The 23,349-nt window shown below is 57.4% G+C and carries 25 protein-coding genes; 14 read left to right on the top strand and 11 right to left on the bottom strand.

Features of this window, described 5'->3' with window-relative positions:
• Positions 1–19 precede the first annotated feature (19 nt).
• Positions 20–1,132 (bottom strand): alkene reductase, encoded by a 1,113-nt coding sequence (locus F0320_RS10190; RefSeq protein WP_126328460.1) that lies wholly within the window; start codon positions 1,130–1,132, stop codon positions 20–22.
• Positions 1,133–1,231: 99 nt separating this feature from the next.
• Here F0320_RS10190 and F0320_RS10185 point away from each other — a divergent pair, with 99 nt between their 5' ends.
• The 8 genes from F0320_RS10185 to F0320_RS10150 all read left to right on the top strand — a co-directional run bounded on the left by F0320_RS10185 (position 1,232) and on the right by F0320_RS10150 (position 9,805).
• Positions 1,232–2,143: a LysR family transcriptional regulator gene (locus F0320_RS10185; protein WP_149323763.1), complete on the top strand. Its 912-nt coding sequence runs from the start codon at positions 1,232–1,234 to the stop codon at positions 2,141–2,143.
• A gap of 83 nt (positions 2,144–2,226) precedes the next feature.
• Positions 2,227–2,541: a PTS sugar transporter subunit IIB gene (locus F0320_RS10180; protein WP_047651206.1), complete on the top strand. Its 315-nt coding sequence runs from the start codon at positions 2,227–2,229 to the stop codon at positions 2,539–2,541.
• Between the two features lie 236 nt (positions 2,542–2,777).
• A complete protein-coding gene (locus tag F0320_RS10175; RefSeq protein WP_126328458.1) occupies positions 2,778–3,392 on the top strand; it encodes a TetR/AcrR family transcriptional regulator in 615 nt (204 codons plus the stop codon).
• Between the two features lie 74 nt (positions 3,393–3,466).
• Entirely contained in the window at positions 3,467–4,576 is a 1,110-nt protein-coding gene (locus F0320_RS10170; RefSeq protein WP_149323762.1) for an efflux RND transporter periplasmic adaptor subunit, read from the top strand.
• Positions 4,573–7,662 (top strand): efflux RND transporter permease subunit, encoded by a 3,090-nt coding sequence (locus F0320_RS10165; protein WP_149323761.1) that lies wholly within the window; start codon positions 4,573–4,575, stop codon positions 7,660–7,662. Before F0320_RS10170 ends, F0320_RS10165 begins: the two co-directional genes overlap by 4 nt.
• A gap of 34 nt (positions 7,663–7,696) precedes the next feature.
• On the top strand, positions 7,697–8,290 hold the full coding sequence (locus tag F0320_RS10160; RefSeq protein WP_023335591.1) for a TetR/AcrR family transcriptional regulator: 594 nt from the start codon (positions 7,697–7,699) through the stop codon (positions 8,288–8,290).
• 73 nt (positions 8,291–8,363) lie between these two features.
• Complete coding sequence (locus F0320_RS10155) at positions 8,364–8,963, top strand: NAD(P)H-dependent oxidoreductase (RefSeq protein ID WP_126328455.1); 600 nt, start codon at positions 8,364–8,366, stop codon at positions 8,961–8,963.
• A gap of 299 nt (positions 8,964–9,262) precedes the next feature.
• The gene (locus F0320_RS10150; RefSeq protein WP_126328454.1) at positions 9,263–9,805 is read left to right on the top strand and encodes a cysteine hydrolase family protein; all 543 of its coding nucleotides are present in this window, start codon (positions 9,263–9,265) and stop codon (positions 9,803–9,805) included.
• Between the two features lie 64 nt (positions 9,806–9,869).
• Here F0320_RS10150 and F0320_RS10145 read toward each other — a convergent pair whose 3' ends face one another.
• Positions 9,870–10,346, bottom strand: coding sequence for a WbuC family cupin fold metalloprotein (locus F0320_RS10145; protein WP_126328453.1), 477 nt, complete (start codon positions 10,344–10,346; stop codon positions 9,870–9,872).
• Positions 10,347–10,614: 268 nt separating this feature from the next.
• Here F0320_RS10145 and F0320_RS10140 point away from each other — a divergent pair, with 268 nt between their 5' ends.
• Positions 10,615–11,085, top strand: coding sequence for a hypothetical protein (locus F0320_RS10140; RefSeq protein ID WP_126328452.1), 471 nt, complete (start codon positions 10,615–10,617; stop codon positions 11,083–11,085).
• A 47-nt stretch (positions 11,086–11,132) separates the two neighbouring features.
• Here F0320_RS10140 and F0320_RS10135 read toward each other — a convergent pair whose 3' ends face one another.
• Entirely contained in the window at positions 11,133–12,056 is a 924-nt protein-coding gene (locus tag F0320_RS10135; RefSeq protein WP_126328451.1) for a LysR substrate-binding domain-containing protein, read from the bottom strand.
• Between the two features lie 24 nt (positions 12,057–12,080).
• Positions 12,081–12,617, bottom strand: coding sequence for a MarR family winged helix-turn-helix transcriptional regulator (locus tag F0320_RS10130; RefSeq protein ID WP_126328450.1), 537 nt, complete (start codon positions 12,615–12,617; stop codon positions 12,081–12,083).
• A gap of 133 nt (positions 12,618–12,750) precedes the next feature.
• Here F0320_RS10130 and F0320_RS10125 point away from each other — a divergent pair, with 133 nt between their 5' ends.
• The 4 genes from F0320_RS10125 to F0320_RS10110 all read left to right on the top strand — a co-directional run bounded on the left by F0320_RS10125 (position 12,751) and on the right by F0320_RS10110 (position 15,364).
• Positions 12,751–13,908, top strand: coding sequence for an MFS transporter (locus tag F0320_RS10125; RefSeq protein ID WP_126328449.1), 1,158 nt, complete (start codon positions 12,751–12,753; stop codon positions 13,906–13,908).
• Positions 13,909–13,990: 82 nt separating this feature from the next.
• Positions 13,991–14,428, top strand: a complete 438-nt coding sequence (locus tag F0320_RS10120) for a VOC family protein (protein WP_126328448.1) — start codon at positions 13,991–13,993, stop codon at positions 14,426–14,428.
• A gap of 134 nt (positions 14,429–14,562) precedes the next feature.
• Positions 14,563–14,862: a hypothetical protein gene (locus F0320_RS10115; protein ID WP_126328447.1), complete on the top strand. Its 300-nt coding sequence runs from the start codon at positions 14,563–14,565 to the stop codon at positions 14,860–14,862.
• Between the two features lie 100 nt (positions 14,863–14,962).
• The gene (locus F0320_RS10110) at positions 14,963–15,364 is read left to right on the top strand and encodes an Imm63 family immunity protein (RefSeq protein WP_126328446.1); all 402 of its coding nucleotides are present in this window, start codon (positions 14,963–14,965) and stop codon (positions 15,362–15,364) included.
• A 157-nt stretch (positions 15,365–15,521) separates the two neighbouring features.
• Here F0320_RS10110 and F0320_RS10105 read toward each other — a convergent pair whose 3' ends face one another.
• Positions 15,522–16,004, bottom strand: a complete 483-nt coding sequence (locus F0320_RS10105) for a glutathione peroxidase (RefSeq protein WP_126328445.1) — start codon at positions 16,002–16,004, stop codon at positions 15,522–15,524.
• A gap of 137 nt (positions 16,005–16,141) precedes the next feature.
• On the opposite strand from F0320_RS10105, the gene F0320_RS10100 reads away from it, so the two are divergent.
• Positions 16,142–17,413 (top strand): serine hydrolase domain-containing protein, encoded by a 1,272-nt coding sequence (locus F0320_RS10100; RefSeq protein ID WP_126328444.1) that lies wholly within the window; start codon positions 16,142–16,144, stop codon positions 17,411–17,413.
• Here F0320_RS10100 and paaY read toward each other — a convergent pair.
• From paaY to paaH, 6 genes are all read right to left on the bottom strand, one after another.
• Positions 17,322–17,918, bottom strand: a complete 597-nt coding sequence (paaY, locus tag F0320_RS10095; RefSeq protein WP_106105952.1) for a phenylacetic acid degradation protein PaaY — start codon at positions 17,916–17,918, stop codon at positions 17,322–17,324. The two genes, F0320_RS10100 and paaY, sit on opposite strands and share 92 nt — an antisense overlap.
• A gap of 9 nt (positions 17,919–17,927) precedes the next feature.
• Positions 17,928–18,860, bottom strand: coding sequence for a phenylacetic acid degradation operon negative regulatory protein PaaX (paaX, locus tag F0320_RS10090; RefSeq protein ID WP_047651386.1), 933 nt, complete (start codon positions 18,858–18,860; stop codon positions 17,928–17,930).
• 104 nt (positions 18,861–18,964) lie between these two features.
• Positions 18,965–20,281, bottom strand: coding sequence for a phenylacetate--CoA ligase PaaK (gene paaK / locus F0320_RS10085; RefSeq protein WP_126328443.1), 1,317 nt, complete (start codon positions 20,279–20,281; stop codon positions 18,965–18,967).
• Positions 20,282–20,308: 27 nt separating this feature from the next.
• The gene (gene pcaF / locus F0320_RS10080; RefSeq protein ID WP_126328442.1) at positions 20,309–21,514 is read right to left on the bottom strand and encodes a 3-oxoadipyl-CoA thiolase; all 1,206 of its coding nucleotides are present in this window, start codon (positions 21,512–21,514) and stop codon (positions 20,309–20,311) included.
• Positions 21,507–21,935: a hydroxyphenylacetyl-CoA thioesterase PaaI gene (gene paaI, locus F0320_RS10075; protein WP_126328441.1), complete on the bottom strand. Its 429-nt coding sequence runs from the start codon at positions 21,933–21,935 to the stop codon at positions 21,507–21,509. Before paaI ends, pcaF begins: the two co-directional genes overlap by 8 nt.
• Positions 21,925–23,349: a 3-hydroxyacyl-CoA dehydrogenase PaaH gene (gene paaH, locus F0320_RS10070; protein ID WP_126328440.1), complete on the bottom strand. Its 1,425-nt coding sequence runs from the start codon at positions 23,347–23,349 to the stop codon at positions 21,925–21,927. Before paaH ends, paaI begins: the two co-directional genes overlap by 11 nt.

Genomic DNA, 23,349 nt, shown 5'->3' with positions numbered 1-23,349 from the left:
ATAAAGGTTTTATGGTTCATCATGTTTCCTCCTGCAGAGTGTACGTTGGGTAATCGGTATATCCCGTGGCGGTGCCGCCAAACAGCGTGGCGGGGTCGCGCACCTGGGCGAGAGGCAGCTGGTGCGCCAGCCGGTGGGGTAAATCCGGGTTGGCAATAAACAGCCGTCCGAAGGCAATCAAGTCGGCATAGCCGGCAGCAAGGATCTTTTCCGCTTTTTCAAGGTTATAGTTCCCCGCGACGATAAGGGTTCCGCTAAACGTCTCGCGTAGCGATTGTCGGAACTGCTCTGGCACCTGCGGCGCATCGTCCCAGTCGGCTTCCGCCAGGTGGATGAACGCAATCCCCTCTTGTTCACACCAGGCCGCGAGAGCGAGTATGGCTTCCGTCACCTGCGGATCGTTCATCCCGCGCTGGGTAATAAACGGTGAAAGGCGGATGCCCGTACGCTCGCGGCCAATGGCCTCGGCAATGGCGCTTAGCACCTCCTGGGCAAAACGGATACGGTTCACCAGCGTGCCGCCGTACTCGTCCGTGCGTTTGTTTGAGGTTTGCCGCAGAAACTGGTCGATCAGATAGCCGTTTCCGCCGTGAACCTCCACGCCGTCAAACCCGGCCTGAACGGCATTCAGTGCCGCCTGACGATAGTCCGCGATGATGCTGTGAATATCCTTGCGCGAAAGGGTTCTCGGCCGCGGGCAGTCAACCATCTGGCCTTCGCCCTGTTCATTCACCACCCACACCTGCGCGTCCGGCGCCAGTGCTGACGGGGCGACGGGCAGACCATCCTGATGAAAGCTGGCGTGCGACATTCGCCCGACGTGCCAGAGCTGCGAAAAAATCACCCCGCCCGCCTGATGCACGGCGCCCGTCGTGAGTTGCCATCCTGAAACCTGCTCAGGCGAATGGATGCCGGGCGTCCATGAGTATCCCTGACCCTGAGGCGAAATCTGGGTGGCTTCCGTGATGATTAATCCGGCGCTGGCCCGCTGCCGGTAATACTCCGCCATCAGCGCTGAGGGAATATTTCCCGGCTGAATTGAGCGCGCGCGGGTCATCGGCGCCATGACGATACGGTTTTTCAGGTCTTGCTGACCCAGCCTGTAGCGTTCAAAAAGTGAGGTACGTTGCATGTTTTCATCCCTTATGGTTTGGATGAAATCACTTTACAGTCGGCATCTGATTTTGATAATTACGCTAAAATCAGATGCACTTTTCGGAAAATATGAATAATGGGTAAACTCGAAGACATGGCGTTACTGGTGGAAGTTGCCGAGGCCGGTGGTCTTTCTGCCGCCGGGCGACGCCTGTCGCTTTCCCCCGCTACCATGACGGCCAGGCTGAAGGCGATTGAGGAGCGTTACCAGACGCGCCTGTTTCACCGCTCAACGCGATCCATCACGCTGACCCGCGCCGGGGAAGAGTTTTACCATGCCGCGCTGCGCGTGCTGGAGGAGGTGCATCACGCCGAGTCGTTACTGACGCAAAAGGAAGGCGTGCTCAGCGGCAACATTCGCCTTTCTGCACCCTCGGACTTTGGCAGAAAGTATCTTAGCCCCGCCGTCGTAGAATTCTCCCGACGCCATTCCGACGTTAATTTTTTCATCTCGCTAAGAGAACACGTTGAGGACCTGGTCGCTAACCGGCTGGATATGAGCGTGCGTTTTGGCAACCTGCCGGACAGCAGCCTTGTCGTCAGAAACATCCGCCCGAACCATCGGGTGCTGGTCGCTTCCGGGGCGTATCTTAACGGACGCGGCATCCCCGCCACGTTTGCTGATTTAGCCCAGCACCGGTGCCTGGCGCTTGAGTCTCAGGGCGTAGTGATGAACGAATGGCGCTTTGAAAAAGATGGCCAGGAAAGCGTCGTTCGCGTAGAGCCAGCCATGGTGTGCGACGACGGGGCTTTGCTTCGTCAGTGGGCTCTCAGCGGGGCTGGCATTGCGGGGAAATCGTGGTGGGACGTCAAAGACGATGTTGAAACCGGACGGCTCACGGTACTGTTTGCCGACAGCTTCACCGGCTTTAGCCGATACGATCGCAAAGATGTCGGGCTGCAGCTTGTTTACCCCCAGCGAAAGCTGCAGCCGCTTCAGGTTACGGCTTTTAGCCAGTTTTTTCTCGACTGGCTAAAAGAACATTAATTTGTCGCCAAAATAAGAGATAGCGCGCATTTCGCTGACACCCTCAGGACTACTCTGTGTGCGGTTTTCAGGAGGAACAAAACATGAAAAAGCTTCTGATCTGTTGTTTGTTTGGTAATACCGCAAACTCTCTCGCCAAAAAGATGCAGTCTCTGGCAGAACGCGAAGGCTATCCGCTGATGATTAGCGCTGTTGGGCTGGATAACTTCGCCAGCGTCGCACCCGCTTTCGATGGTTTCCTCGTCGCGCCGCACATTCAGTACAAACTCGATGAGATAAAAGAAACGGTGGGTAATACGCGCTCAATCGCCATTATTGAGAGCCTGCCCTATGCCTCTCTCGACGCGAGGAAAGTATTGGATTTCGTGAAGGAACAGATGCCTGAACTGGCTGCCTGACAGATAAGGCCGCATCGGTTTTGCGGCCTCCTCAAACGGTTATGTTCAGTGCAAGGGAACTGCGCTGAAACCCTCGCTTTTATCAGACAGATAGATGCCGTAGTGCAAGAAAAACGGTGATACACTTACCGCACATGGTTGATCGTCCCGTCTGAACGGCGCATGGTAATATCGGTAACCAAATTACAAAATGGTCACTCGTTGTTAATCGTAGCCTGTCACGCTAAGCTTAAATAATGACTAAAAATATGAACCCCCCATCATCACGCGGCCCCCTTGACCACGCTGTCAGAGAGCAAATCGTCGAAGCGGCTTTTGAGCACTTCGGCCACTACGGCTATGAAAAAACCACCGTCGCAGAACTGGCGAAATCCATCGGTTTTTCAAAGTCCTACATTTATAAGTTTTTCGATTCTAAACAGGCTATCGGCGAGGTGATCTGCGCTAATCGCCTGGAGCTGATCATGGCGGCGGTGCTTTCCGCCATTGAGGATGCGCCGTCAGCAAGCGAAAAACTCCGCCGCCTTTTCAAAGCGCTCACCGAGGCGGGAAGCGAGCTGTTTTTCCACGACCGTAAGCTTTACGACATCGCCGCCGTCGCCGCGCGCGAGCAGTGGCCGTCGACAGAACGGTATGCAGAAAGCCTGATGAAGCTGATTGAGAGCATCATTATCGAAGGCAGGCAGGCCGGCGAGTTTGAAAGAAAAACGCCGCTGGATGAGGTCACTCAGGCTATCCACATGGTGATGTGTCCTTTTATCAATCCCGTACAGCTACAGTACAACCTCGAAATGGCTCCCACCGCGGCGGTGCTTCTCTCTTCACTCATTTTAAGAAGCCTTGCCCCCTGATTTGTGACCATTGACTTTTTTGGTCACTGGTCAGAAAATGCGGAAACCGTCCTGTTACGTCGAAAAGGTTTCCCATGCTCAGGCTTACTTCAGCCCGCGTTGCCGTTTGTCTCCTGCCGTTTGCCCTGGTGGCGTGCGGCGATATTTCCGCGAGTGACGATCCGCGCACCAAGCCACCGCTTGTCCGATCCGCATCCGTCGAGCTTGCGAACAACAGCGTCCGCGCCTTCACGGGCGTGGTGGTCGCAAGAACGCAAAGCGATTTAGGTTTCAGAGTTCAGGGAAAAATCCTTGAGCGGCTGGTTGATACGGGGCAGACCGTCAAACAGGGCCAGCCCCTGCTGCGCCTGGATCCGGTTGACCTGAAGTTACAGGCTCAGGCGCAGCAGCGCGCGGTGGATGCGGCTCAGGCGCGCGCGCGAAAAGCCTCCAGCGATGAGGCGCGCTATCGTGGACTTGTGGCATCCGGCGCGGTGTCTGCCTCGGAGTATGACCAGATCAAAGCGGCGGCCGATACGGCCAGGGCCGATCTCAGCGCCGCCCGGGCGCAGTCCAGCGTGGCGCAAAACGCCACGGGCTATGCCGTGCTGCTGGCGGATTCGGACGGCGTGGTCATGGAGACGCTCGCCGAGCCGGGTCAGGTCGTCAGCGCCGGACAGGTGGCGATCAGGCTCGCCAGAGCGGGGCAGCGTGAAGCGCTCGTCCAGCTTCCGGAAACGCTGCGTCCTGCCGTCGGCAGCGAAGCGCAGGCCACGCTGTATGGCAATGAAAAACATCCGGTCACCGCAACGCTGCGCCTGCTGTCTGACTCGGCCGATGCCGCGACCCGCACGTATGAAGCCCGCTACGTGCTGGATGGCCTGCTGGCGAACGCGCCGCTGGGGGCAACCGTCACGCTGAACATTCAGGACAATAAAGCGGAAGGTCAGGTCATGCAGGTCCCGCTGGCTTCGCTCTATGATGCAGGAAAAGGTCCCGGCGTCTGGCGCATTTCCTCCCGGCCGGCAAAGGTCGCATGGACGCCCGTCAGGGTGCTGAGCGTGGGTGAAGATGCGGCGCAGGTCACGGGCGGCGTGAAGCCCGGTGAGAAGATCGTTGCGTTAGGCGCCCATCTTCTGCACGAAGGTGAGGTCGTCAGGCTTGCTGAGCAACGCAATGCCGCCCTGGCGGAGAACACACCATGAGCGGAAGCCGCTTTAACCTTTCGGCGCTGGCCGTCCGCGAACGTTCCGTCACGCTGTTTCTGATCGTTCTGGTCACGATTGCCGGAATTTACGCCTTCTTTGGGCTGGGACGCGCGGAAGATCCCCCCTTCACGGTTAAGCAGATGACGGTGATTACCGTCTGGCCGGGCGCCACCGCGCAGGAAATTCAGGATCAGGTCGCCGAGCCGCTGGAAAAGCGCCTGCAGGAACTCAAATGGTATGACCGTACCGAAACCTATACCCGTCCCGGCATGGCGTTTATCACGTTGTCATTGCAGGACAAGACCCCGCCAGCCGAAGTGCAGGAGGAGTTCTATCAGGCGCGTAAGAAGCTTGGAGATGAATCTCAGCGACTTCCGGCGGGCGTCATCGGCCCGATGATCAATGACGAATTCTCGGATGTCACCTTTGCCCTCTTTGCCCTGAAAGCGAAAGGCGAACCGCAGCGACAGCTGGTGCGCGATGCCGAAGGCCTGCGCCAGCAGCTTCTGCACGTTCCCGGCGTGAAGAAAGTGAACATTATCGGCGAACAGGCCGAGCGGATTTACATCTCCTTCTCCCACGACCGTCTGGCGACGATAGGGCTCTCACCCCAGGACATTTTCAACGCCCTCAACGGCCAGAACGCGCTAGCCGCGGCGGGTTCCATTGAGACCCGAGGCGCGCAGATTTTTATCCGCCTGGACGGCGCGTTTGATGAACTGCAGAAAATCCGCGATACCCCTTTTGTAGCTCAGGGCAAAACGCTCAAGCTGTCCGATGTGGCAACGGTTGAGCGAGGCTACGAAGATCCCCCGACGATGCTGATACGTAATCAGCATGAACCCGCCCTTCTGCTGGGCATCGTGATGCGTGAAGGCTGGAATGGTCTGGCGCTGGGTAAAGCGCTGGATACGGAAACGGCGAAAATAAATGATAGCCTGCCGCTGGGCATGTCCCTGACTAAGGTCACCGATCAGTCCGTGAATATTCGCTCGTCGGTCGATGAGTTCATGATTAAATTCTTCGTCGCCCTGCTTGTGGTCATGGTGGTCTGTTTTGTCAGCATGGGCTGGCGCGTGGGGGTGGTCGTTGCGGCGGCGGTCCCGCTGACGCTGGCGGTCGTCTTCGTGGTGATGGAAGCCGCGGGGATAAACTTCGACCGCGTGACGCTGGGCTCCCTGATCCTCGCCCTCGGCCTGCTGGTTGATGATGCCATTATCGCCATCGAAATGATGGTGGTGAAGATGGAGGAAGGTTACGACAGAATCAAAGCCTCGGCCTACGCCTGGAGCCACACCGCCGCGCCCATGCTGGCCGGTACCCTGGTGACGGCCATTGGCTTTATGCCGAATGGCTTTGCGCAGTCGACCGCCGGGGAATACACCAGCAATATGTTCTGGATTGTCGGCCTCGCCCTGATTGCCTCGTGGTTTGTCGCGGTGGTGTTCACGCCCTATCTTGGGGTGAAGATCCTGCCGGCGATCCCTAAAGTAGAAGGGGGTCATGCCGCCATCTATAACACGCCTCGCTATAACCGTTTTCGCCAGCTGCTTGTCCGCGTTATCGCCAGAAAATGGTGGGTGGCCGGGTCGGTGGTCGCCATTTTCATCATGGCCGTGCTCGGCATGGGGCTGGTTAAAAAACAATTCTTCCCGACCTCCGATCGCCCGGAAGTACTGATTGAGGTGCAGATGCCCTGCGGTACCTCGATTGAGCAAACCAGCGCCGCTACCGCAAAAATAGAAGCGTGGCTGGGCCAGCAGCCCGAAGCCAAAATTGTCACGGCCTATATTGGTCAGGGTTCACCCCGTTTTTATCTGGCGATGGCGCCAGAACTGCCCGACCCGTCTTTTGCGAAAATCGTGATCCTGACGGACAGCGAGACGTCACGCGAGGCGCTCAAGCTCCGGCTGAGGGAAGCTGTCGCCAACGGCCTTGCCCCCGAAGCGCGCGTGCGGGTGACGCAGCTGGTGTTTGGCCCGTACTCGCCCTTTCCGGTTGCCTGGCGCGTGTCGGGGCCGGATGTCGTACAGGTGCATGACATCGCTGACAGGGTGAAAGCCGTGCTTCAGGCAAGCCCGATGATGAGAACCGTCAACACTGACTGGGGGTCGCGCGTTCCCGTATTGCATTTCACCCTCGATCAAAACCGTCTGCAGGCGACCGGCTTAACCTCCAGTGCCGTTGCCGATCAGCTTCAGTTTCTGCTCTCAGGCGTGCCCGTTACCTCCGTGCGGGAAGATATTCGCTCGGTTGAGGTCATTGGCCGCGCGGCGGGAGATATCCGTCTTGACCCGGCCAAAATCGAGGGTTTCACCCTTGTCGGCAATGCGGGACAGCGCGTTCCGCTGTCTCAAATCGGCAAGATTGAGATCGGTATGGAAGATCCGATCCTGCGTCGTCGCGATCGCACCCCGACGATTACCGTACGGGGCGATATTGCCGACAATCTTCAGCCACCGGATGTGTCGGTCGCCATCATGAAGCAGCTTCAGCCGATTGTTGATGCGCTGCCGGCCGGGTACCGTATCGACATGGCGGGTTCGATTGAGGAATCGGGCAAAGCCACGCAGGCAATGATCCCTCTGTTCCCGATCATGATTGCCCTGACGCTGCTGATCATCATTTTGCAGGTGCGCTCAATCTCAGCGATGGTGATGGTGTTCTTAACCGCGCCGCTGGGGCTGATTGGCGTAGTGCCCGTGCTGTTGATTTTCAATCAGCCGTTTGGCATCAACGCGCTGGTCGGTTTGATCGCCCTTTCCGGCATTCTGATGCGCAATACGCTAATCCTGATCGGTCAAATCGATCATAACCAGAAGGACGGCCTCCAGCCGTTCCAGGCGGTGGTTGAGGCGACGGTCCAGCGCGCGCGCCCGGTCTTACTGACCGCTATGGCGGCCGTGCTGGCGTTCATTCCCCTGACGCATTCGGTATTCTGGGGCACGCTGGCTTACACGCTGATCGGCGGAACGCTGGGCGGGACGATTATTACGCTCGTCTTCCTGCCCGCGATGTATGCGATCTGGTTCCGGATCCGCCCGGCGGAACAACGCGTGCAGCACCCTGCAGAAAACGTGTAAACTACCATGAGTAGATAATACTTCTGAGGAAAGCATGGTTGTTAAGCGCTTAAGAAAAGAGGACCGCCGCGTGCAGCTGCTGGAGGTTGCGCGCGGAATCGTTCGTCAGCAAGGTACGGAGGCGTTGACGCTTGGCTATCTGGCCGAGCGGGCCAACGTGACCAAACCTATCCCCTACGACCACTTTGGCGATCGTGAAGGGTTGCTGATGGCGCTGTACCAGGATTATAGCGACCGGCAGCTGGCGAAATTCCGCGAGACGCTGGCGGTCGACAGCAAAACGCTGGAGAAGACGATCCGCTTTTTCAGCGCCGCCTATATCGACTGCGCCATTAGTGCCGGGCCAGAGACCGGCCCAATCGCCGCGGCGCTGTCCGGATCCCACGCGCTGCAGACGTTTCGTGAGGCATGCGTGGCCGAATGCGCCGACTGCCTGCGTACCGCGCTTTCCCCGTTCGTCGCGCTCAAAGGCGTTCAGGGAGAAGCGGTACTGACGGCCATCATTGGCGCGGCGGACGCGCTCAGCACCGCCGCGGGCAACGGAGTGCTCGCCCGGAACGTGGCGGAAGATACGCTCAGCGGCGCCATGACCGGCGTGCTGGAGACCTACGTGAATAGCACAAAATGATCGCTGGGGACGGATTGACACCTAAGTTACCAATAGTAATATATGAGTCAGTTCTCACTCATTCGAGGTCGCTATGTCTGCTACAAATGCCATTAATAACGCACTGATCGTGACGGCTCATCCTGTCGACAATTCGTTATCCAATTCGCTGGCAGCCCGTATTGCCGGGAAATTACGCGAGCAAGGTACGCAGGTTGAAATTGCCGATCTGCATGCTGAAGGGTTTAATCCGGCGATGACCCGCGCCGATCTCGATTTGTATCACGGCGATCCGACCGCCCTTCCCGACGATATTCTGCGCGAGCAGCAGCGCGTCGAGCTAGCGGATATGCTGGTGTTTGTCTTCCCCGTGTACTGGTGGTCGGTTCCCGCGCTGTTGAAAGGCTGGTTCGATCGCGTGTTAACCCTTAACTGGGCGTATAAGGTAGCTGACGACGGCAGGATTGTGGGCAGCTTACGGGATGTTCCCGTCCGCCTGATCGCCACCGGCGGCAGCGATCTCACCGGATTCGACAAACACGGCTATTCGACGGCGATTCAGACGCAGATAATCGAAGGCGTGTTTGGCTTCTGCGGGTTGAAGAACGTTAAGCTCGATATCCTTTACCAGGCAGACACGGCGACGCCTGAGCAGGTTGAGGATTTTCTGCAGGGGCTCGAGAACCTTGAATAATCAAAGTCTTCTATCCTAAAAAATGTGCAACGCTTACGGCGCACCTACTTAAGTTGGTGTGTTGAAGCGCATATTTCACCTGCGCTATAACTGAACGTACTTTTTCGCCAATCGCGAAATAAAAACAAAGGTCACTACATGGTTAAGTCAGTTCAGCCAACAACCACCCTCACCACCACCGGAACCTTCGGCGGTACGAGAGTATCTGTAGCAAACGACTGACAAACAGAACCTCACTCCCCGCCGGCCAGGACGGGGAAATCTCTCTCCGTTCACCACCCTATGAATGGAGAAAGAAAATGGTTTCATCTGACAATGCTCTCTTGATTATCGACATGCAGCAGGGCCTCTTTCGGGGCCCGGTTTCCCCTCGCTCCGCCGATGCCGTTCTGGCCAATATCCGCTTGTTAATCGCCAACGCCCGAGACGCGCAGGTACCCGTCTTTTTTGCCCGCCATATTGGACTGGACGACTCCCCCTTCTCGGAGAAGGGGCCGTTAACACAGCTGATACCCGAGTTGGACGTCCAGGAGCAGGATGTGGTTTTCACCAAGCGCTATCCCAGCTGTTTTCGGGATACCGAACTGCTGCGAGAACTTAATCAGAGAGGCATCAAACAGCTGGTCATTGCCGGGATGAAAACAGAATTTTGTGTCGACACCACCTGCCGGGCCGCACCGGAGCTGGGTTTCAGGACGGTATTGATTTCAGATGCGCATACCACAATGGATAATGCCCATTTATCCGCCAGCGATATTATCGCCCATCACAACAGCATGCTGGCAGGCCCGTTTGTGACGCTGTCGACTGCCGGCGACTGGCATTTTAATACGGTCAGTTGAGTTGGCGGGATCGTCTCTCTCTATCCCGTCGCGCCTTTCTGCGCGTCGGGAAAAGTAGAGAAAATTACAGGGTAAAACCTCCGTCCCCCACCTGCACCTGAGCGTACCATTTCATCAGCTCCGCGGTACCGGGCGCGTTCTCAGCCGGTGACCAGGAGGCAGTATCGTGCTCAGGAACGGGCTGGTAGCCGCCGTGTTTTACCTCAAAAATGACGCCGCCTTTATCCAGCGACAGCACGGCATGCCAGGTACCGGCATCCATCTCCAGAACTTTACACTCTTCGCCTAACACCACCCGCCGGGTCACGTTTCCGCTGTCGTCAAAATTCAGCACCAGAAAGCGACCGCTCAGCGCCGTCAGCAGTTCAAACGTGTGCGGGTGGCGATGAGGGCGAACATAGGTGCCGGGCTCCATCGCGATAGCCAGGCGCTGCACCGGGTCGCTCAGCTCGGGATGTAAATTGCGGTGCGCGCGTAAGCGAGGAGAATTGGCAGCCTGCTCGCTTTGCTGCTGCAGGTCACTGAAAGTAATTTGTTTCATATACACCTTTAGGTATGTGGGCTGTCTGCGGCAACCCGGTTGCCGCAGGACGTTATACCATCCTGAAAAGCCGATGAGCTATGGCGTTTGTGAAACAAAACGCTGCAGCGTGAGGATGCGTGTGATCGCCCCCCAAAGCGCAACGTTGAGTAAAACTCACATTGATTCCCACTATTTATCGTTTTTCAAAAGCGACGGCCCTGAAATAACATCCATTCATCCCTGGGATAGATAAAAATAAATATTACCAAGCCTGTATGGAGCACCTATGACACTCGATGTTTTATTCCATTTAATGAGTATTATCTCACCTCATAAATATAGCCCCGATGCAAATGTGCATGAGCTGATAACGTTACTGTCAGCAGAAAAGGAAAGCTCAGAAGCGTTATCGCCTTTCATCCATCGACTGCACCTTCTCTCTTTCGCCCAAAGCAATCCGGGTAACGCCGAAGAGCTGCTCTCAGCGCATTTACCAAAAGAGGATGGGATACTTCCGCTGCTGGACTTTGCGGAGTGGCCAAAGGTGCGTTACGCCGCGTCGGGCGAAGCTCAGACGCGTGAATCAGAGGATTATTTCCGTGAAATGACGTCGGCTGCCAATATGTTACGCGCTGCGCTGATCGACGCTGAACGCGCAAAAGGGACGCCTGCGCTTTATATTCTGGATAAATTACTTAATCTGAACAGCGCCCTGCCGGAAAGATATAAAAATATGGCAAATATTCCCTACGCATAAATACGTTCCATCTGCGGAATATCCTTCAATAAATATTCCGCTATTTACTAAACCCGCTTTTCGTTGTAATCAAGACAGACGATATCCAACGAAGGCAGCACCGGCGCATTAAGGTTAAACCACGCCAGCAACTGTTCAATACTCTGTCTTCTGAGCGAATTTTTCGGCCAGACGAGGTAGTAGCCATCTCCTGTTGCTATCGCCTCCCTGAAGGGCAGCGCGAGCAGGCCGCTTTTCAGCGCGTCAAGCGTGAGGCGGAGATCGGCCATCGCCACGCCGTGACCGTGCATGGCGGCCAGGCTTCCCTGCTCCAGGGTGTCGAACACGATTCCACGACTCACGTCGAGCCCGGGGAATAACCCGGTTCTTTTCAGCCAGCGCTTCCAGTCCCGCCTGTCCGGAGAGGGATGGATAAGATCGCACTGCGCAAGCTGTTGCCGGGCTGAATCAAGCAGCGACGGGGTACAAACCGGAATGAGCCATTCACTGAAGAGCAGCCTGCTTTCCGTTGACTCGCCGAAATAGCCATTACCGAGGAGGATCGCACAATCGTAGGGCTCACGGCTGAAGTCAACGGTGTCGAAGTCCATCCAGACGCTGGCAATTTCAATTTTTGGCTTCGCGTGGTTCTCGCGAAAGGATTTAAGCACATTCAGAAGCCATCGCATCGTCAGGGTGCTGGGGGCTTTGAGGCGCAGAAGGTGGTTTTCGCTTCTGAATGCGCGACAGGCCCACTCAATATTCGAGAAACTTTCGCTGAGCTGTCCGGCCAGAATACGCCCGGCATCACTGACCTCCACTCGTGGCCCCTGTCGTTTAAACAGTTCACAGTCGAACCACATTTCAAGCGTCCGGACATGCCTGCTGACCGCGCCCGGCGTGATATTCAGTGCTTCGGCCGCTTTGCTGAAGGAGTTCAGCCGCGCGGCGACTTCAAAAGCGCGAAGCGCATACAGTGGCGGTAAAGACATACATTCCCTTACTGTGAGGTTTAGCTATGCAGTGTTCGTATTATCGGCACTCGGTGACCTGTCGCCCAGGTCCTCAGATGAGAACGTCAGCAGCAGCTCCCTGAGCAGGGACTCAAGCTGCGCGCGCTGCGCGTCAGATAAGCTGCTCAGCAGCGCATTTTGGGTTTGTGTATGCACGATCAGCGCCTGTTCGATACGCTCCTGCCCGTGCGGCGTCAGGCTTACGAGGGTGCTGCGCTTGTCATCCGGATCGGCAATTCGCCTGATAAGCCCTTGCTGTTCGAGATGGCTGAGCCGGTTCGTCATCGCCCCCGAGGTGATCAGCAGCGATTTATACAGCTGCGTGGGGGAAAGACAGTACGGCTCACCGGCTCGGCGCAGCGTGGCGAGCACGTCAAACTCGCCCTCGCGAAAACCAAACTGCGCCATCGCCTGCGCCCGTTCTTTTCCGAGATGCTTCATCAGCCGGAGCATTCGGCCAAAAATTTTCATCGACGAGGCGTCCAGCTCCGGCATGGCGCGGCTCCACTGGCCGACAACGAAGTCTACATGGTCTTGCATTTTCACCCCTGATGGCGTGGGTATTTATCCTGTTGTGCGGTACATCTTACGCAAAAACATATTTTATCTTAACGTTAAGATAAATGCTCGTGCCGATTTGCCCGGGCCATTCACAACCGAAAAGGATTCCACGTTGAAACGCACGTCGCCTTTACTCTTCGCCGTTATCGCATTTATCGTCGGGCTGAACCTGCGCCCTATTCTGGCTTCTGTCGGACCGCTGTTTTCCGTGCTGCAGCGCGAAGCGGGACTGACCGCCACGCAATTCAGCCTGCTGACTACCCTACCGGTCGCGATGATGGGGCTGGCCGCCCTGTGTGGGCCCTGGCTTTTAGCCATAGTCGGCGCCGTACGAGGCATTATGCTCGGGCTCTTCATCCTGCTTGTGGCCTGCTTATTACGCGGTTTTAGCGCCTCACCGGAGAGTCTTATGGGCACCGCGTTACTGGGCGGGGCCAGCATCGGCACGATCCAGGCGTTAATGCCTGCCCTGATAAAAAAGGAATATACGCAAACGGCCAGTACGGTGATGTCGCTCTTCAGCACGGGCATCATGGCCGGTGCGGCAGTCGCCGCCGCCAGCGCCGAGCCGTTGTTCTCATGGCTCGCGCTCAAGCCCGCGCTGGCCATGGCCGGGCTGTTAGCGCTGCTGGCGCTGATACTGTGGTTAACGCTGGTTAAGCATCCTCAAGGGGAAAAAACAGCACACGAAAACGTGACGCTCTCGTCCTCCCGGACAGTACTACTGGCGATCTTTTTCGGCGTGGGAACGGGAGCCTACACGCTGGTACTGGCTTGGTTGCCCCCGCTCTATATTCAGGCTGGATGGTCCGCACGCAGCGGTGGCTACATGCTGGCCTGGCTGACGTTAACCGAGGTTGTCGCCGGGTTTGCCGTCTCCGCGCTGATCGGTAAATTCCCCGACCGCCGCGTGCCGCTGATCGCCGTATTGCTGTTGCTGCTGGCAGGATTACTGTGTCTGGTCTTTGCGCCGGGTACGACGCCTGTTTTATCCACGCTGCTGCTTGGCACCGGGATCGGCGCCCTCTTCCCGCTGTCGCTCATCGTCACGTTCGATCATGCGCGAACGCCCGCGCAGGCCGGGAAGTTGCTGTCTAAAGTTCAGGGAGGCGGATACACGATCGCCGCGCTTATGCCGTTAATTGCAGGGATCGTTCGCGACAGTTCGGTCTCGCTGACCAGCGCATGGCTGATCATGAGTGCGGGAGTCGTGCTGCTGATCGTCATCGCGCTGAATTTTAAACCCGTCGTGGACGTGCAGGCACGATGAATGCGATACCAGATTTGAGAGTCGTATTTCCGCCGATCGTAAGATAAATTCAGGGTGAATTTCACCTCATTCAGGAGTGGATATGCCGCAGACGCTACCAGAAATTGATGTCTTATTTGTCGCCGGGTTCGGGCCCATTTCGCGGGATACGGAGTCCAGCGCCGCGTTTTATGTCCAGACACTCGGCCTTCCGCTGAAGCCGATGGAGGGGAATACCGATTATCTGCTCACTGAAGAGGGCCAGCTGGAAGGCGTGAAGCATTTCGCCGTCTGGCCGCTCGCACAGGCGGCTGCATCCTGTTTTGGAGAGGAACAGTGGCCCACGGAGCACCCGATACCACAGGGATGGATTGAGTACGAGGTAAAGGATCTGGACTCGGCTACCCGCGTTCTGAGCGAAAAAGGCTATCGGCTGCTGGTGGCTAACCGTACGGAACCGTGGGGGCAAACCGTCACTCGCCTGCTCAGCCCGGAAGGCTTGCTTACCGGGCTGACGATTACGCCGTGGCTGCGGGGGTAAAGGGGTTTTGGAAAGCAGCCTGGTAGTGGGTAACGCCTGCTTTGAGCGAGAAGCGGACATTCTTGAACAAAGCATTGTGTCGGATTACAGTGAGATCATTGATTTATAAGTGAGTCGAATCAGAACAGTAGCCAATGAAACAAAAACTTCGCAAACGTAATCAAGACTGGATATCAAGACAATTGCAACGTGCGCAAAAAGAGGAAATGCCGTTAAGTTTCTTTATTAATTTTCCCTCTATACGAGCAACGGCTTGTAATGGTGAGCGCCTTAAACGGCGTGGTCGTCTCAAGCCGGACTGGAGTCGCGCATTGTTTCATCAGGGTTGGGGAGAAGTGCCGATTGTTGGGCCAAAAGGTACAGTTTACTGGTTTGAGGGATTTGATAAGGAACAGTTACCCGTTGGATGGATGCCGCTGTGGGAAGATGCCTGAATGTATTGGTCTCACAGTGCAACACACCATCAACTCTTATAGCCTGCTGTGAGCGAAATGCGGTCTGGAACGAACAGTTAACGCTTAAAAACAATAAATCATGAAAAATATCGAAGAGTTACGCGCAGAACTTCTCAAAATCGGTGAAAGAATTGGAGGTGGAATAAGACCCAATTATTACTTCACCATCTCTGATAGACTTGACGGTATGGCGACTCCATACCTGGAAATTCATAGCAAAGAATATCATTTCATTGTCAATGAAAGAGGTGCCGAAATAGCGCGTAAAGTAACCCTTAGTGATGATGAGATTCTTTATTGGTTTGTTGAGTGTGGTGTGGCAGGTCTGGCTACAGAGTATTCAGCCATGAATAGCTCACCTGAAATGGAATTCAGGTATGTTTATTTTCGTAAACAATATAGTTTAATGCTCTCTATCAAACCTGAATGGGCAACAAGGAAGCACAGAGAATTTACAGAAATCCTTAGTGGACAGGTTTAAAAAAGTCACAGAATTTCTCAGAAACGTCGTGATCATCAGTTTGATTCAAGCATCACTGCTCCCACAACTCAGCATCCAACGTCCGCTTCTGGCACAAAGCGGATATTAGGTATTCCGGAAGTGCCCGACTCATGGTTAATTCTATTCACCAAAACTCTCACCTCCCCAAAGCTTCCACAATCGCCCCCTCCATTTTCTCTGGCGTGGTCATCGGTGCAAAACGCTTCAGTGGTTTGCCGTCGCGGCCAATCAGAAACTTAGTAAAGTTCCACTTGATCCGCTCCCCCAGCACACCGGGTAATTCGTTTTTCAGGTAACGAAACACCGGGTGCGCCGCATTGCCGTTGACCTCAACCTTCTCAAACATCGGGAAGCTCACGCCGTAGTTGATATAACAGGTCTTCGAGATTTCGTCGGCGCCGCCGGGTTCCTGTTTGCCGAACTGGTTGCAGGGGAAGCCCAGCACCACTAATCCTCGATCGGCGTATTTTTTGTATAGCGCTTCAAGACCCGCATATTGCGGCGTGAAGCCGCACTGGCTGGCGGTATTGACGACCAAAACCACCTTTCCCGCATAGTCGGCCATTGAGATAAGGCGGCCATCCAGGCGGGTGGCGGAAATTTGATAAAAGCGAGTCATACTGAAATCCCTCAAGGCTGGCCGAAAAGTCACGGTGACCATCAACAGGGCCGCCGCCGTTTAGAAAGTTTACATTCAGGCAGGCTATTTGTGATACATTCCTGGCGCGTCAATGACCACCACACTCGCTATCAGGTATGCAGAACATAACAAAAAAAACTCGCTGGCTTCTGCTTACTCTCCCACTCCTCAGCGGTTGTGGCACGCTCTCGCAAATGTCTTCCCCGGAAGGTACTCAGGAACTTCTCACCCATGATTCGCTGGATGGCGACGTGGACAGCGTGGTGCGTCACTATATGGCGCAAAAATCCGTTCCTGGGATGACGGTCGCGGTGATCCATAATCACGGCTCGCCGCAGTTTTACACCTGGGGCGTAACCGATGCGGTCAATCGCTATCCGGTCAGGCCCGACACCCTGTTTGCGCTCGGTTCGCTCAGCAAAGGGATCACGGCGGAAGTGGTGGCGTGCCTGGTCAATGAAGGGCAACTGAACTGGAACGATAGCCTGGCAACATTGCTTCCGCCGGGTACGCCGCTTAGCGCGGATGCACAAAAAATCACCCTGCTTGAACTGGTAACACACACCTCCGGCCTGCCGCGTCAGAATATGGATGTTCCGATGCTTGGAAAATTCATCACCTATTTGAGCACGGGCGATAATTTCTACGGCGAGCTGGATAGCGATAACGTGCTGCGTTACCTCGCCGACTGGCGGGCGCCAGAGAATAAAGTGCCGCAATACTCCAATACCGGCTACGCCCTGATCGGCTATATCCTGAAACACAAAACCGGCGAAGGTATCCAGAGTTTAGCCTCGCGCTATATATTCCGTCCGCTGCACATGGTTAACAGCAGCTTTATACCCCTGCAGCTCAAAGGCTACCCACAGCGGGCGCTCGGCCACGCGGGCGATCAGCCGAAATTTATCCCGCGCGGGCAGCTCACGCCGGACTGGCATTTTTCCAACAACATGGTGGCGGCAGCGAGCTTATACAGTAACGCCGAAGATCTGGCGGCCTATGCCCGCTATCACGTATCGACGACGCACAATCCCTTGCTGGACAGCGTCTTTGCCGAAGTGAGAAACACCGATATTCAACGCCCCAACGGAGTACAGGGTATTGCCTGGACCACCGACTTTATCGGTCTGGAAAAAATCACCTATCAGGTCGGCTATATCGGCGGCTACTCCAGCTTTATCGGTTATGACAAAGAAAAAGGCAATGCGGTGGTGGTGTTGCAAAATACCTTTAACTGGAGTAATTACATTGGCATCGCGCTGTTGATGGATATGGCGAAAAAAGACGGTCAGAGCCCTACACCGCCGACTTCGGCCTTAAATTCTCATCAAACGTCAGTCGTTTCCGGTCAGGCTCAGCCTCGCGCAGCGGCTCGACCTGGTGCATAGTGAGCTTGCAGCGTTCCACCAAAACCTGATACTCCCGCGTGCCCTGCCGTTTCCACGCCAGCTCCTGCTCGCTCAACTCGCGAATCGCTTTGGCCGGGCTGCCGATAATCAAATGGTTGGCGGGCATCTCCGCTTTCGCCTTCACGAACGCCGCCGCGCCGACGATGCTGTTTTCACCGATGACCGCGCCGTCCATCACCACCGCGTTCATGCCCACCAGCGCATTGCGGCGGATCACGCAGCCGTGCAGAATGGCGCTGTGGCCGATATGCCCGTCCTCTTCCACCACCGTGTCCTGCTCCGGGAAGCCATGCATCACGCAGTTATCCTGAATGTTGGCACCGTCTTTCACCACGATGCGGCCAAAATCACCGCGCAGGCTGGCGTTAGGACCGACGTAAACGCCTTTACCCAGAATCACGTCCCCGATCAGCACCGCCGTCGGATGAACGTAGCTCTCGTCAGGCACGACCGGCGTCAGACCGTCAATTTGATAAACTGGCATCTTCGCTCCTTATGCGCTTGTAAGACCACCAAAGCGTTGATAGTAAAGCGTGCCGGGCACGGGCAGTTCACCCACGGAGGTTTCGCCCTTCTCGCTGACAAACGCCAGCGCCCCCGGCGCGACACGCTGATAGATATTTATGCAGAGCTGTCGGGCGCTTTGCCCCGCCCAGTGCGCGGGCAGTAACTCTTCCGGCAGCAGCGGATCCTTCAGCACCACGCGACGATAAAAATGAATCAGCAGCAGCTGGATCTGGAAACAGCGTTCCGGCGTCAATTCCTCCGGCGTGGCCTCTTTCAGCAGCGGCAGCAGCGGCCGGAACGAGTTGATAAAGGACTCGTACATCGCGTTTTGCTCGGTTAACTGCCAGCACTCCTCCACCCGCGAACGCAGCGCGGCGCGGGAGAGCGCCAGCGGCGAGTGGGCTTCAAAAAAAATCACGTTTTCCGCCACGCCGGCATCGTGAAGCAGAGACTGCACGTCCGCCAGATGCTGCGACGGCGAGGCCATCAGGCTCGGTGCCAGCGTGCCAAACCCCTGCCAGATCAGCTGTTTTTTGACGTCTGCAAGGGTGTTTTTGTCCAGCCCCTCGGAGAGCAGCAGCAGCCATTTACCGTCCCAGGCGGGCAGTTCCGCACGGTAGATCTTATTTTCCGCGCGACGCGTCAGGCGTAGCCCCTTATCGCTCAGGCGGTAAAAGCTGCGACGCCCGATGCGGGAAACGTCCAGCCAGCCCTCTTTGTTGAGGCGAAACAGCGCGGTACGCACGAAGCGCTCGCCAAACCCCATCCCTTCCAGTAAGGCGGCCAGGCTGCCGAGCCAAATCTCACCGCCGCGATGGGAAAGCGCGTCACCGTATAACGAGGAGATAAGCGAGGTCCCGCTGACGGGAACGGAGCTGACCGCGTGCTGGATAAAGGCGTCGAGTTTCATGTGATTCATTCTGTTGTAATTTTTGTCCTGGATGAATCATAGCATAGGATTATGAGGTGTACCCTCACCCTAACCCTCTCCCTTTGGGTGTACGGTCCGGGGTGAGGGAAAACTTAGCCGTTGGCCGCCGCTTTACGCAAATCAAACACCCGGCAGGCTTTCCCCTCCGAGCGCGGGATGCTGCCGCAGTTAACAATCATTACGTCAGTGGAGATTCCCACCATTGACTTAATGCGGTGGCGCAGCTGGTGGCACACCTGGCAACGCTGCTCGTGGGTCAGCGTGAGGCTGCTCTCTTTTAGCTCCACCTTCACGGAAAGTGAATCAAGATGGCCGCGACGGTTCACCTCCAGCTGGTAGTGCGGAGAAAGGTGCTCGAACTTCACGATCTCCTCCTCCAGCTGCGACGGGAAGACGTTGACGCCGCGGATGATCAGCATATCGTCACTGCGGCCGCTGATCCGGTCCATGCGGCGCATGGTGCGGGCAGTACCCGGCAGCAAACGGGTCAGGTCGCGGGTGCGGTAGCGGATCACCGGCAGCGCCTCTTTGGTCAGCGTGGTGAACAGCAGCTCGCCCTGCTGACCGTCATCCAGCGGCGTGCCGTCGTTCGGGTTGACGATCTCCGGGTAGAAGTGATCTTCCCAGATGGTCGGGCCGTCGACGGTTTCGATACACTCCATCGCCACGCCCGGGCCCATCACCTCGGAGAGGCCATAAATGTCCAGTGCCGTAATCCCTAAGCGTTTTTCAATTTCGCGCCGCATGGCCTGCGTCCACGGCTCGGCGCCGAAGACGCCCACGCGCAGGGAACAGCCGCTGGCATCGCCGCCCATCTGGCGCTCCAGCTCCTCAATCAGGTTGAGGCAGTAGGACGGCGTCACCATGATCATATCCGGCTGGAAATCACGGATCAGCTGCGCCTGTTTCTCCGTCTGGCCGCCGGACATCGGGATCACCGTCGCGCCTAAACGCTCGGCGCCGTAGTGCGCCCCCAGCCCGCCGGTAAACAGGCCGTAGCCATACGCCACGTGAATTTTGTCCTTCGCGCTGCCGCCCGCGGCGCGCAGGGAGCGGGCCACCAGATTTGCCCAGTTGTCGATGTCGCCCTGCGTATAGCCGACAACGGTCGGTTTGCCGGTGGTGCCGGATGAGGCGTGAATACGCACCACCTGCTCCATCGGCACGGCAAAGGTATCGAACGGATAGTTATCCCGCAGGTCCTGCTTGGTGGTGCACGGGAATTTGCGGATATCCGCCAGCTCGTTGAAATCGTCAGGGTGAACGCCCGCGGCGTCAAACTTGCGTTTGTACATCGGCACGTTGCTGTAGGCGTGATGCAGCGTCCATTTCAGACGCGCGGTCTGCAGCGCCTGTAACTCGTCGAGGGAGGCCGTTTCAATCGGATCAAGCTTTGTTGTATTTGTCATTGTAGGGTACTCACATTGTTTTTATGCTCAAACACGCTCAAGGATCATGGCAATGCCCTGACCCACACCGATGCACATCGTACACAGCGCATAGCGCCCGCCGCGTCGGTGCAGTTCATTGCTCGCGGCCAGCACCAGCCTGGCGCCGCTCATGCCCAGCGGGTGGCCCAGCGCGATCGCGCCACCGTTCGGGTTGACGTGCGCGGCATCATCCGGCAGGCCCAGCTGACGCAGCACGCCCAGCGCCTGCGAGGCGAAAGCTTCGTTAAGCTCGACAACGTCCATATCGTTAATGCTGAGTCCGGCGCGCTCCAGCACCTTGCGGGTCGCCGGGACCGGGCCAAGCCCCATCAGACGTGGCTCCACGCCTGCCGTCGCCATCGCCACGATCCGCGTACGCGGGACTAACCCCTGCGCCTGCGCCATCTTCTCGCTGGCGACGATCAGCGCCGCAGCGCCGTCGTTGACGCCGGAGGCATTCCCCGCCGTGACCACCCCGTTCTTACGAAACGGCGTTTTTAGCCCGGCGAGCTGTTCGAGCGTGGTGTCCGCGCGCGGATGTTCATCCACGCAGAACTCCGTGACCGCCCCTTTTTTTCCCGGCACCTGCACCGGCACGATCTCCTGCGCCAGAATGCCGTTCTGCTGCGCCTGCGCGGTACGCTGCTGGCTGCGCAGAGCGAATGCGTCCTGATCGGCACGGCTGATATTTAACAATTCAGCTACATTCTCTGCCGTTTCCGGCATGCTGTCAGTTCCGAATTGCTGATGCATGAGCGGATTCACAAATCGCCAGCCGATGGTGGTATCAAAGATCTCCGCCTGACGCTGAAACGCGGCGGTGGCTTTGCCCATCACAAACGGCGCGCGCGACATCGACTCCACGCCGCCCGCGATCAGCAGCTCGCCATCGCCCGCCTTAATGGCGCGCGCCGCAAAACCAATCGCGTCCAGCCCCGAGCCGCACAGGCGGTTAATGGTGGTTCCGGACACCGTCTGCGGCAGCCCGGCGAGCAGGGACGACATGCGCGCTACGTTGCGGTTATCTTCCCCCGCCTGGTTGGCGCAGCCGAAAATCACGTCGTCGATTCGCTCGAGGTCGAGTTGGGGATAGCGGGCCAGCAGCGCGCGCAGCGGCACGGCACCGAGATCGTCGGTTCGGACTGCGGAAAGCGCGCCGCCGTAGCGACCCACCGGGGTTCGAACGCCATCACAAATAAATGCGTCACGCATCTGCCTCTCCTGTCACGCTGCCGCCGATGCGGTGAGATTTCCCGCGAAAAAGGGCGACGGTTTTCTGTTGTTGATTCTGGATTTCAATGTCGTACACGCCGGTCAGCTTGCCCTGGTGCATCACCCGCGCGGTGGCGGTGAGCGTGTCCCCGGCAAAGCCCGGACGCAGAAAATCAATCGAGCAGCCTGAGGCTACCGCCGCCAGCCCCTGGCTGTTGCAGGCGTAGGCAAAGGCGGTGTCTGCCAGCGAAAAAAGCTGTCCGCCATGGCAGGTTTGGTGGCCGTTCAGCATCTGCGCGGTGATGGTCATGGACACCACCGCGTAGCCCTCGTCCATCTCGACAATGTCCATCCCCATCGCCTGCGCGCAGGCGTCCCGTTCGTACATCGCGCGGGCGTTATGCCAAGCGTTATGACTCATAGCTACTCTCCAGAAGCGCACGCTGGCGCAGCAGTGAACAGGGGCGATAGCGCTCTTCGCCGTAATAGCGCTGCAGGTTCTCCAGCAGCGTCAGCAGGCGCTGCCAGCCCAGCCGCTCGCCCCAGGCGATCGGCCCACTCGGGTAGTTAACGCCCAGGCGCATGGCGGTATCGATGTCCTTCTCGCTGGCGACCCCTTTTTGCAGGGCATCCAGCGACTCGTTGGCAATCATCGCCAGCGTGCGCCAGACCAGCAGGCCGGGATAATCGGCAATTTGCACTACCCGATGCCCCTGCTGTTGCAGGTAGCGGATGACCTTTTGCGTCGCGGTGTGCGGGTTGCTGGCGGCCGCCGCAATCACCGCCACGTCACGCTCAATGCGGTCCACCACCACCACCGGGCCGTTGAGCCGCAGCGCCAGCGCCTGAGCGGTTTCGCCCTGCGTTTCAATCAGGTACACATCATCAATTTCTGTGACACCGTCACGTCTTCTTTCCACGCGCATCGGGCTGTAGCTGTCTTCCACCGACTCAACCCACTGCACGTCTGGTTTGTCACCCTGCCAGTCGTAGACGCCCTTCCCGCTCTTTTTGCCCAGCCTTCCCGCCAGCACCAGCTCCTGCTGCACCAGCGAAGGCAGAAAACGACGCTCCTGCCAGAAGGCGTTAAATACCGAGCAGGTCACCGCGAAATTCACGTCCTGCCCAATCATGTCGGTCAGCTCCAGCGGCCCCATCGGGAAACCGCCGCCTTCGCGCAGGGCGGCGTCGATGACTTCCGGCGGGGCGACCTGTTCTTCCAGCGCGCGCCAGGCTTCGGAATAAAACGGACGCGCGACGCGGTTGACGATAAATCCCGGTGTTGACTGGCAGCGCACGGGCTGTTTGCCCCAGTTCAGCGCCAGCTCGCACAGCGCGTCTGCCACTTCCGGAGAGGTCGCCAGCCCGCTGACCACCTCCACCAGCTTCATCACCGGCGCCGGGTTGAAGAAATGCAGCCCGGCGACCCGCTCCGGGTGGTGGACGTCGGCTGCAATCGCCGTAACGGAGATGGATGAGGTATTGCTGGTCAGCACCGTCTGCGGCGGGCAGATCTCTGCCAGCTGTGCAAACAGCGCCTTCTTCACCTCCAGACGCTCAGAGGCCGCTTCTATGACCAGATCGGCCGCGGAAAGCGCCTCGATATCGGTGACCGGAACCAGCCGGCCGAGGATCTGGCTCCCGGCATCGGCGGAGAGTTTTCCGCGCGTCACCCGGGAGGCCAGACGCTGGCGGATCCCGTCGATGGCGCGCGATATCGCATCGCTGGCGATATCGTAGATCAGCACCTGATGACCATGGCTGGCGGCGACTTCGGCAATACCGGCGCCCATCGTGCCGCTGCCGATCACGGCGACAGTCCGTATGTTCAGCAT

This window comes from Enterobacter dykesii (assembly GCF_008364625.2).
Lineage (GTDB): Bacteria > Pseudomonadota > Gammaproteobacteria > Enterobacterales > Enterobacteriaceae > Enterobacter > Enterobacter dykesii.
This window is presented reverse-complemented; position numbering and strand designations above follow the sequence as displayed.

What these genes read in the sequence shown, in the direction of transcription:
- F0320_RS10190 (WP_126328460.1), bottom strand. Translation starts at nt 1,132, where the DNA reads ATGCAACGTACCTCACTTTTTGAACGCTACAGGCTGGGTCAGCAAGAC.
- F0320_RS10185 (WP_149323763.1), top strand. Translation starts at nt 1,232, where the DNA reads ATGGGTAAACTCGAAGACATGGCGTTACTGGTGGAAGTTGCCGAGGCC.
- F0320_RS10180 (WP_047651206.1), top strand. Translation starts at nt 2,227, where the DNA reads ATGAAAAAGCTTCTGATCTGTTGTTTGTTTGGTAATACCGCAAACTCT.
- F0320_RS10175 (WP_126328458.1), top strand. Translation starts at nt 2,778, where the DNA reads ATGACTAAAAATATGAACCCCCCATCATCACGCGGCCCCCTTGACCAC.
- F0320_RS10170 (WP_149323762.1), top strand. Translation starts at nt 3,467, where the DNA reads ATGCTCAGGCTTACTTCAGCCCGCGTTGCCGTTTGTCTCCTGCCGTTT.
- F0320_RS10165 (WP_149323761.1), top strand. Translation starts at nt 4,573, where the DNA reads ATGAGCGGAAGCCGCTTTAACCTTTCGGCGCTGGCCGTCCGCGAACGT.
- F0320_RS10160 (WP_023335591.1), top strand. Translation starts at nt 7,697, where the DNA reads ATGGTTGTTAAGCGCTTAAGAAAAGAGGACCGCCGCGTGCAGCTGCTG.
- F0320_RS10155 (WP_126328455.1), top strand. Translation starts at nt 8,364, where the DNA reads ATGTCTGCTACAAATGCCATTAATAACGCACTGATCGTGACGGCTCAT.
- F0320_RS10150 (WP_126328454.1), top strand. Translation starts at nt 9,263, where the DNA reads ATGGTTTCATCTGACAATGCTCTCTTGATTATCGACATGCAGCAGGGC.
- F0320_RS10145 (WP_126328453.1), bottom strand. Translation starts at nt 10,346, where the DNA reads ATGAAACAAATTACTTTCAGTGACCTGCAGCAGCAAAGCGAGCAGGCT.
- F0320_RS10140 (WP_126328452.1), top strand. Translation starts at nt 10,615, where the DNA reads ATGACACTCGATGTTTTATTCCATTTAATGAGTATTATCTCACCTCAT.
- F0320_RS10135 (WP_126328451.1), bottom strand. Translation starts at nt 12,056, where the DNA reads ATGTCTTTACCGCCACTGTATGCGCTTCGCGCTTTTGAAGTCGCCGCG.
- F0320_RS10130 (WP_126328450.1), bottom strand. Translation starts at nt 12,617, where the DNA reads ATGCAAGACCATGTAGACTTCGTTGTCGGCCAGTGGAGCCGCGCCATG.
- F0320_RS10120 (WP_126328448.1), top strand. Translation starts at nt 13,991, where the DNA reads ATGCCGCAGACGCTACCAGAAATTGATGTCTTATTTGTCGCCGGGTTC.
- F0320_RS10115 (WP_126328447.1), top strand. Translation starts at nt 14,563, where the DNA reads ATGAAACAAAAACTTCGCAAACGTAATCAAGACTGGATATCAAGACAA.
- F0320_RS10110 (WP_126328446.1), top strand. Translation starts at nt 14,963, where the DNA reads ATGAAAAATATCGAAGAGTTACGCGCAGAACTTCTCAAAATCGGTGAA.
- F0320_RS10105 (WP_126328445.1), bottom strand. Translation starts at nt 16,004, where the DNA reads ATGACTCGCTTTTATCAAATTTCCGCCACCCGCCTGGATGGCCGCCTT.
- F0320_RS10100 (WP_126328444.1), top strand. Translation starts at nt 16,142, where the DNA reads ATGCAGAACATAACAAAAAAAACTCGCTGGCTTCTGCTTACTCTCCCA.
- paaY (WP_106105952.1), bottom strand. Translation starts at nt 17,918, where the DNA reads ATGCCAGTTTATCAAATTGACGGTCTGACGCCGGTCGTGCCTGACGAG.
- paaX (WP_047651386.1), bottom strand. Translation starts at nt 18,860, where the DNA reads ATGAATCACATGAAACTCGACGCCTTTATCCAGCACGCGGTCAGCTCC.
- paaK (WP_126328443.1), bottom strand. Translation starts at nt 20,281, where the DNA reads ATGACAAATACAACAAAGCTTGATCCGATTGAAACGGCCTCCCTCGAC.
- pcaF (WP_126328442.1), bottom strand. Translation starts at nt 21,514, where the DNA reads ATGCGTGACGCATTTATTTGTGATGGCGTTCGAACCCCGGTGGGTCGC.
- paaI (WP_126328441.1), bottom strand. Translation starts at nt 21,935, where the DNA reads ATGAGTCATAACGCTTGGCATAACGCCCGCGCGATGTACGAACGGGAC.
- paaH (WP_126328440.1), bottom strand. Translation starts at nt 23,349, where the DNA reads ATGCTGAACATACGGACTGTCGCCGTGATCGGCAGCGGCACGATGGGC.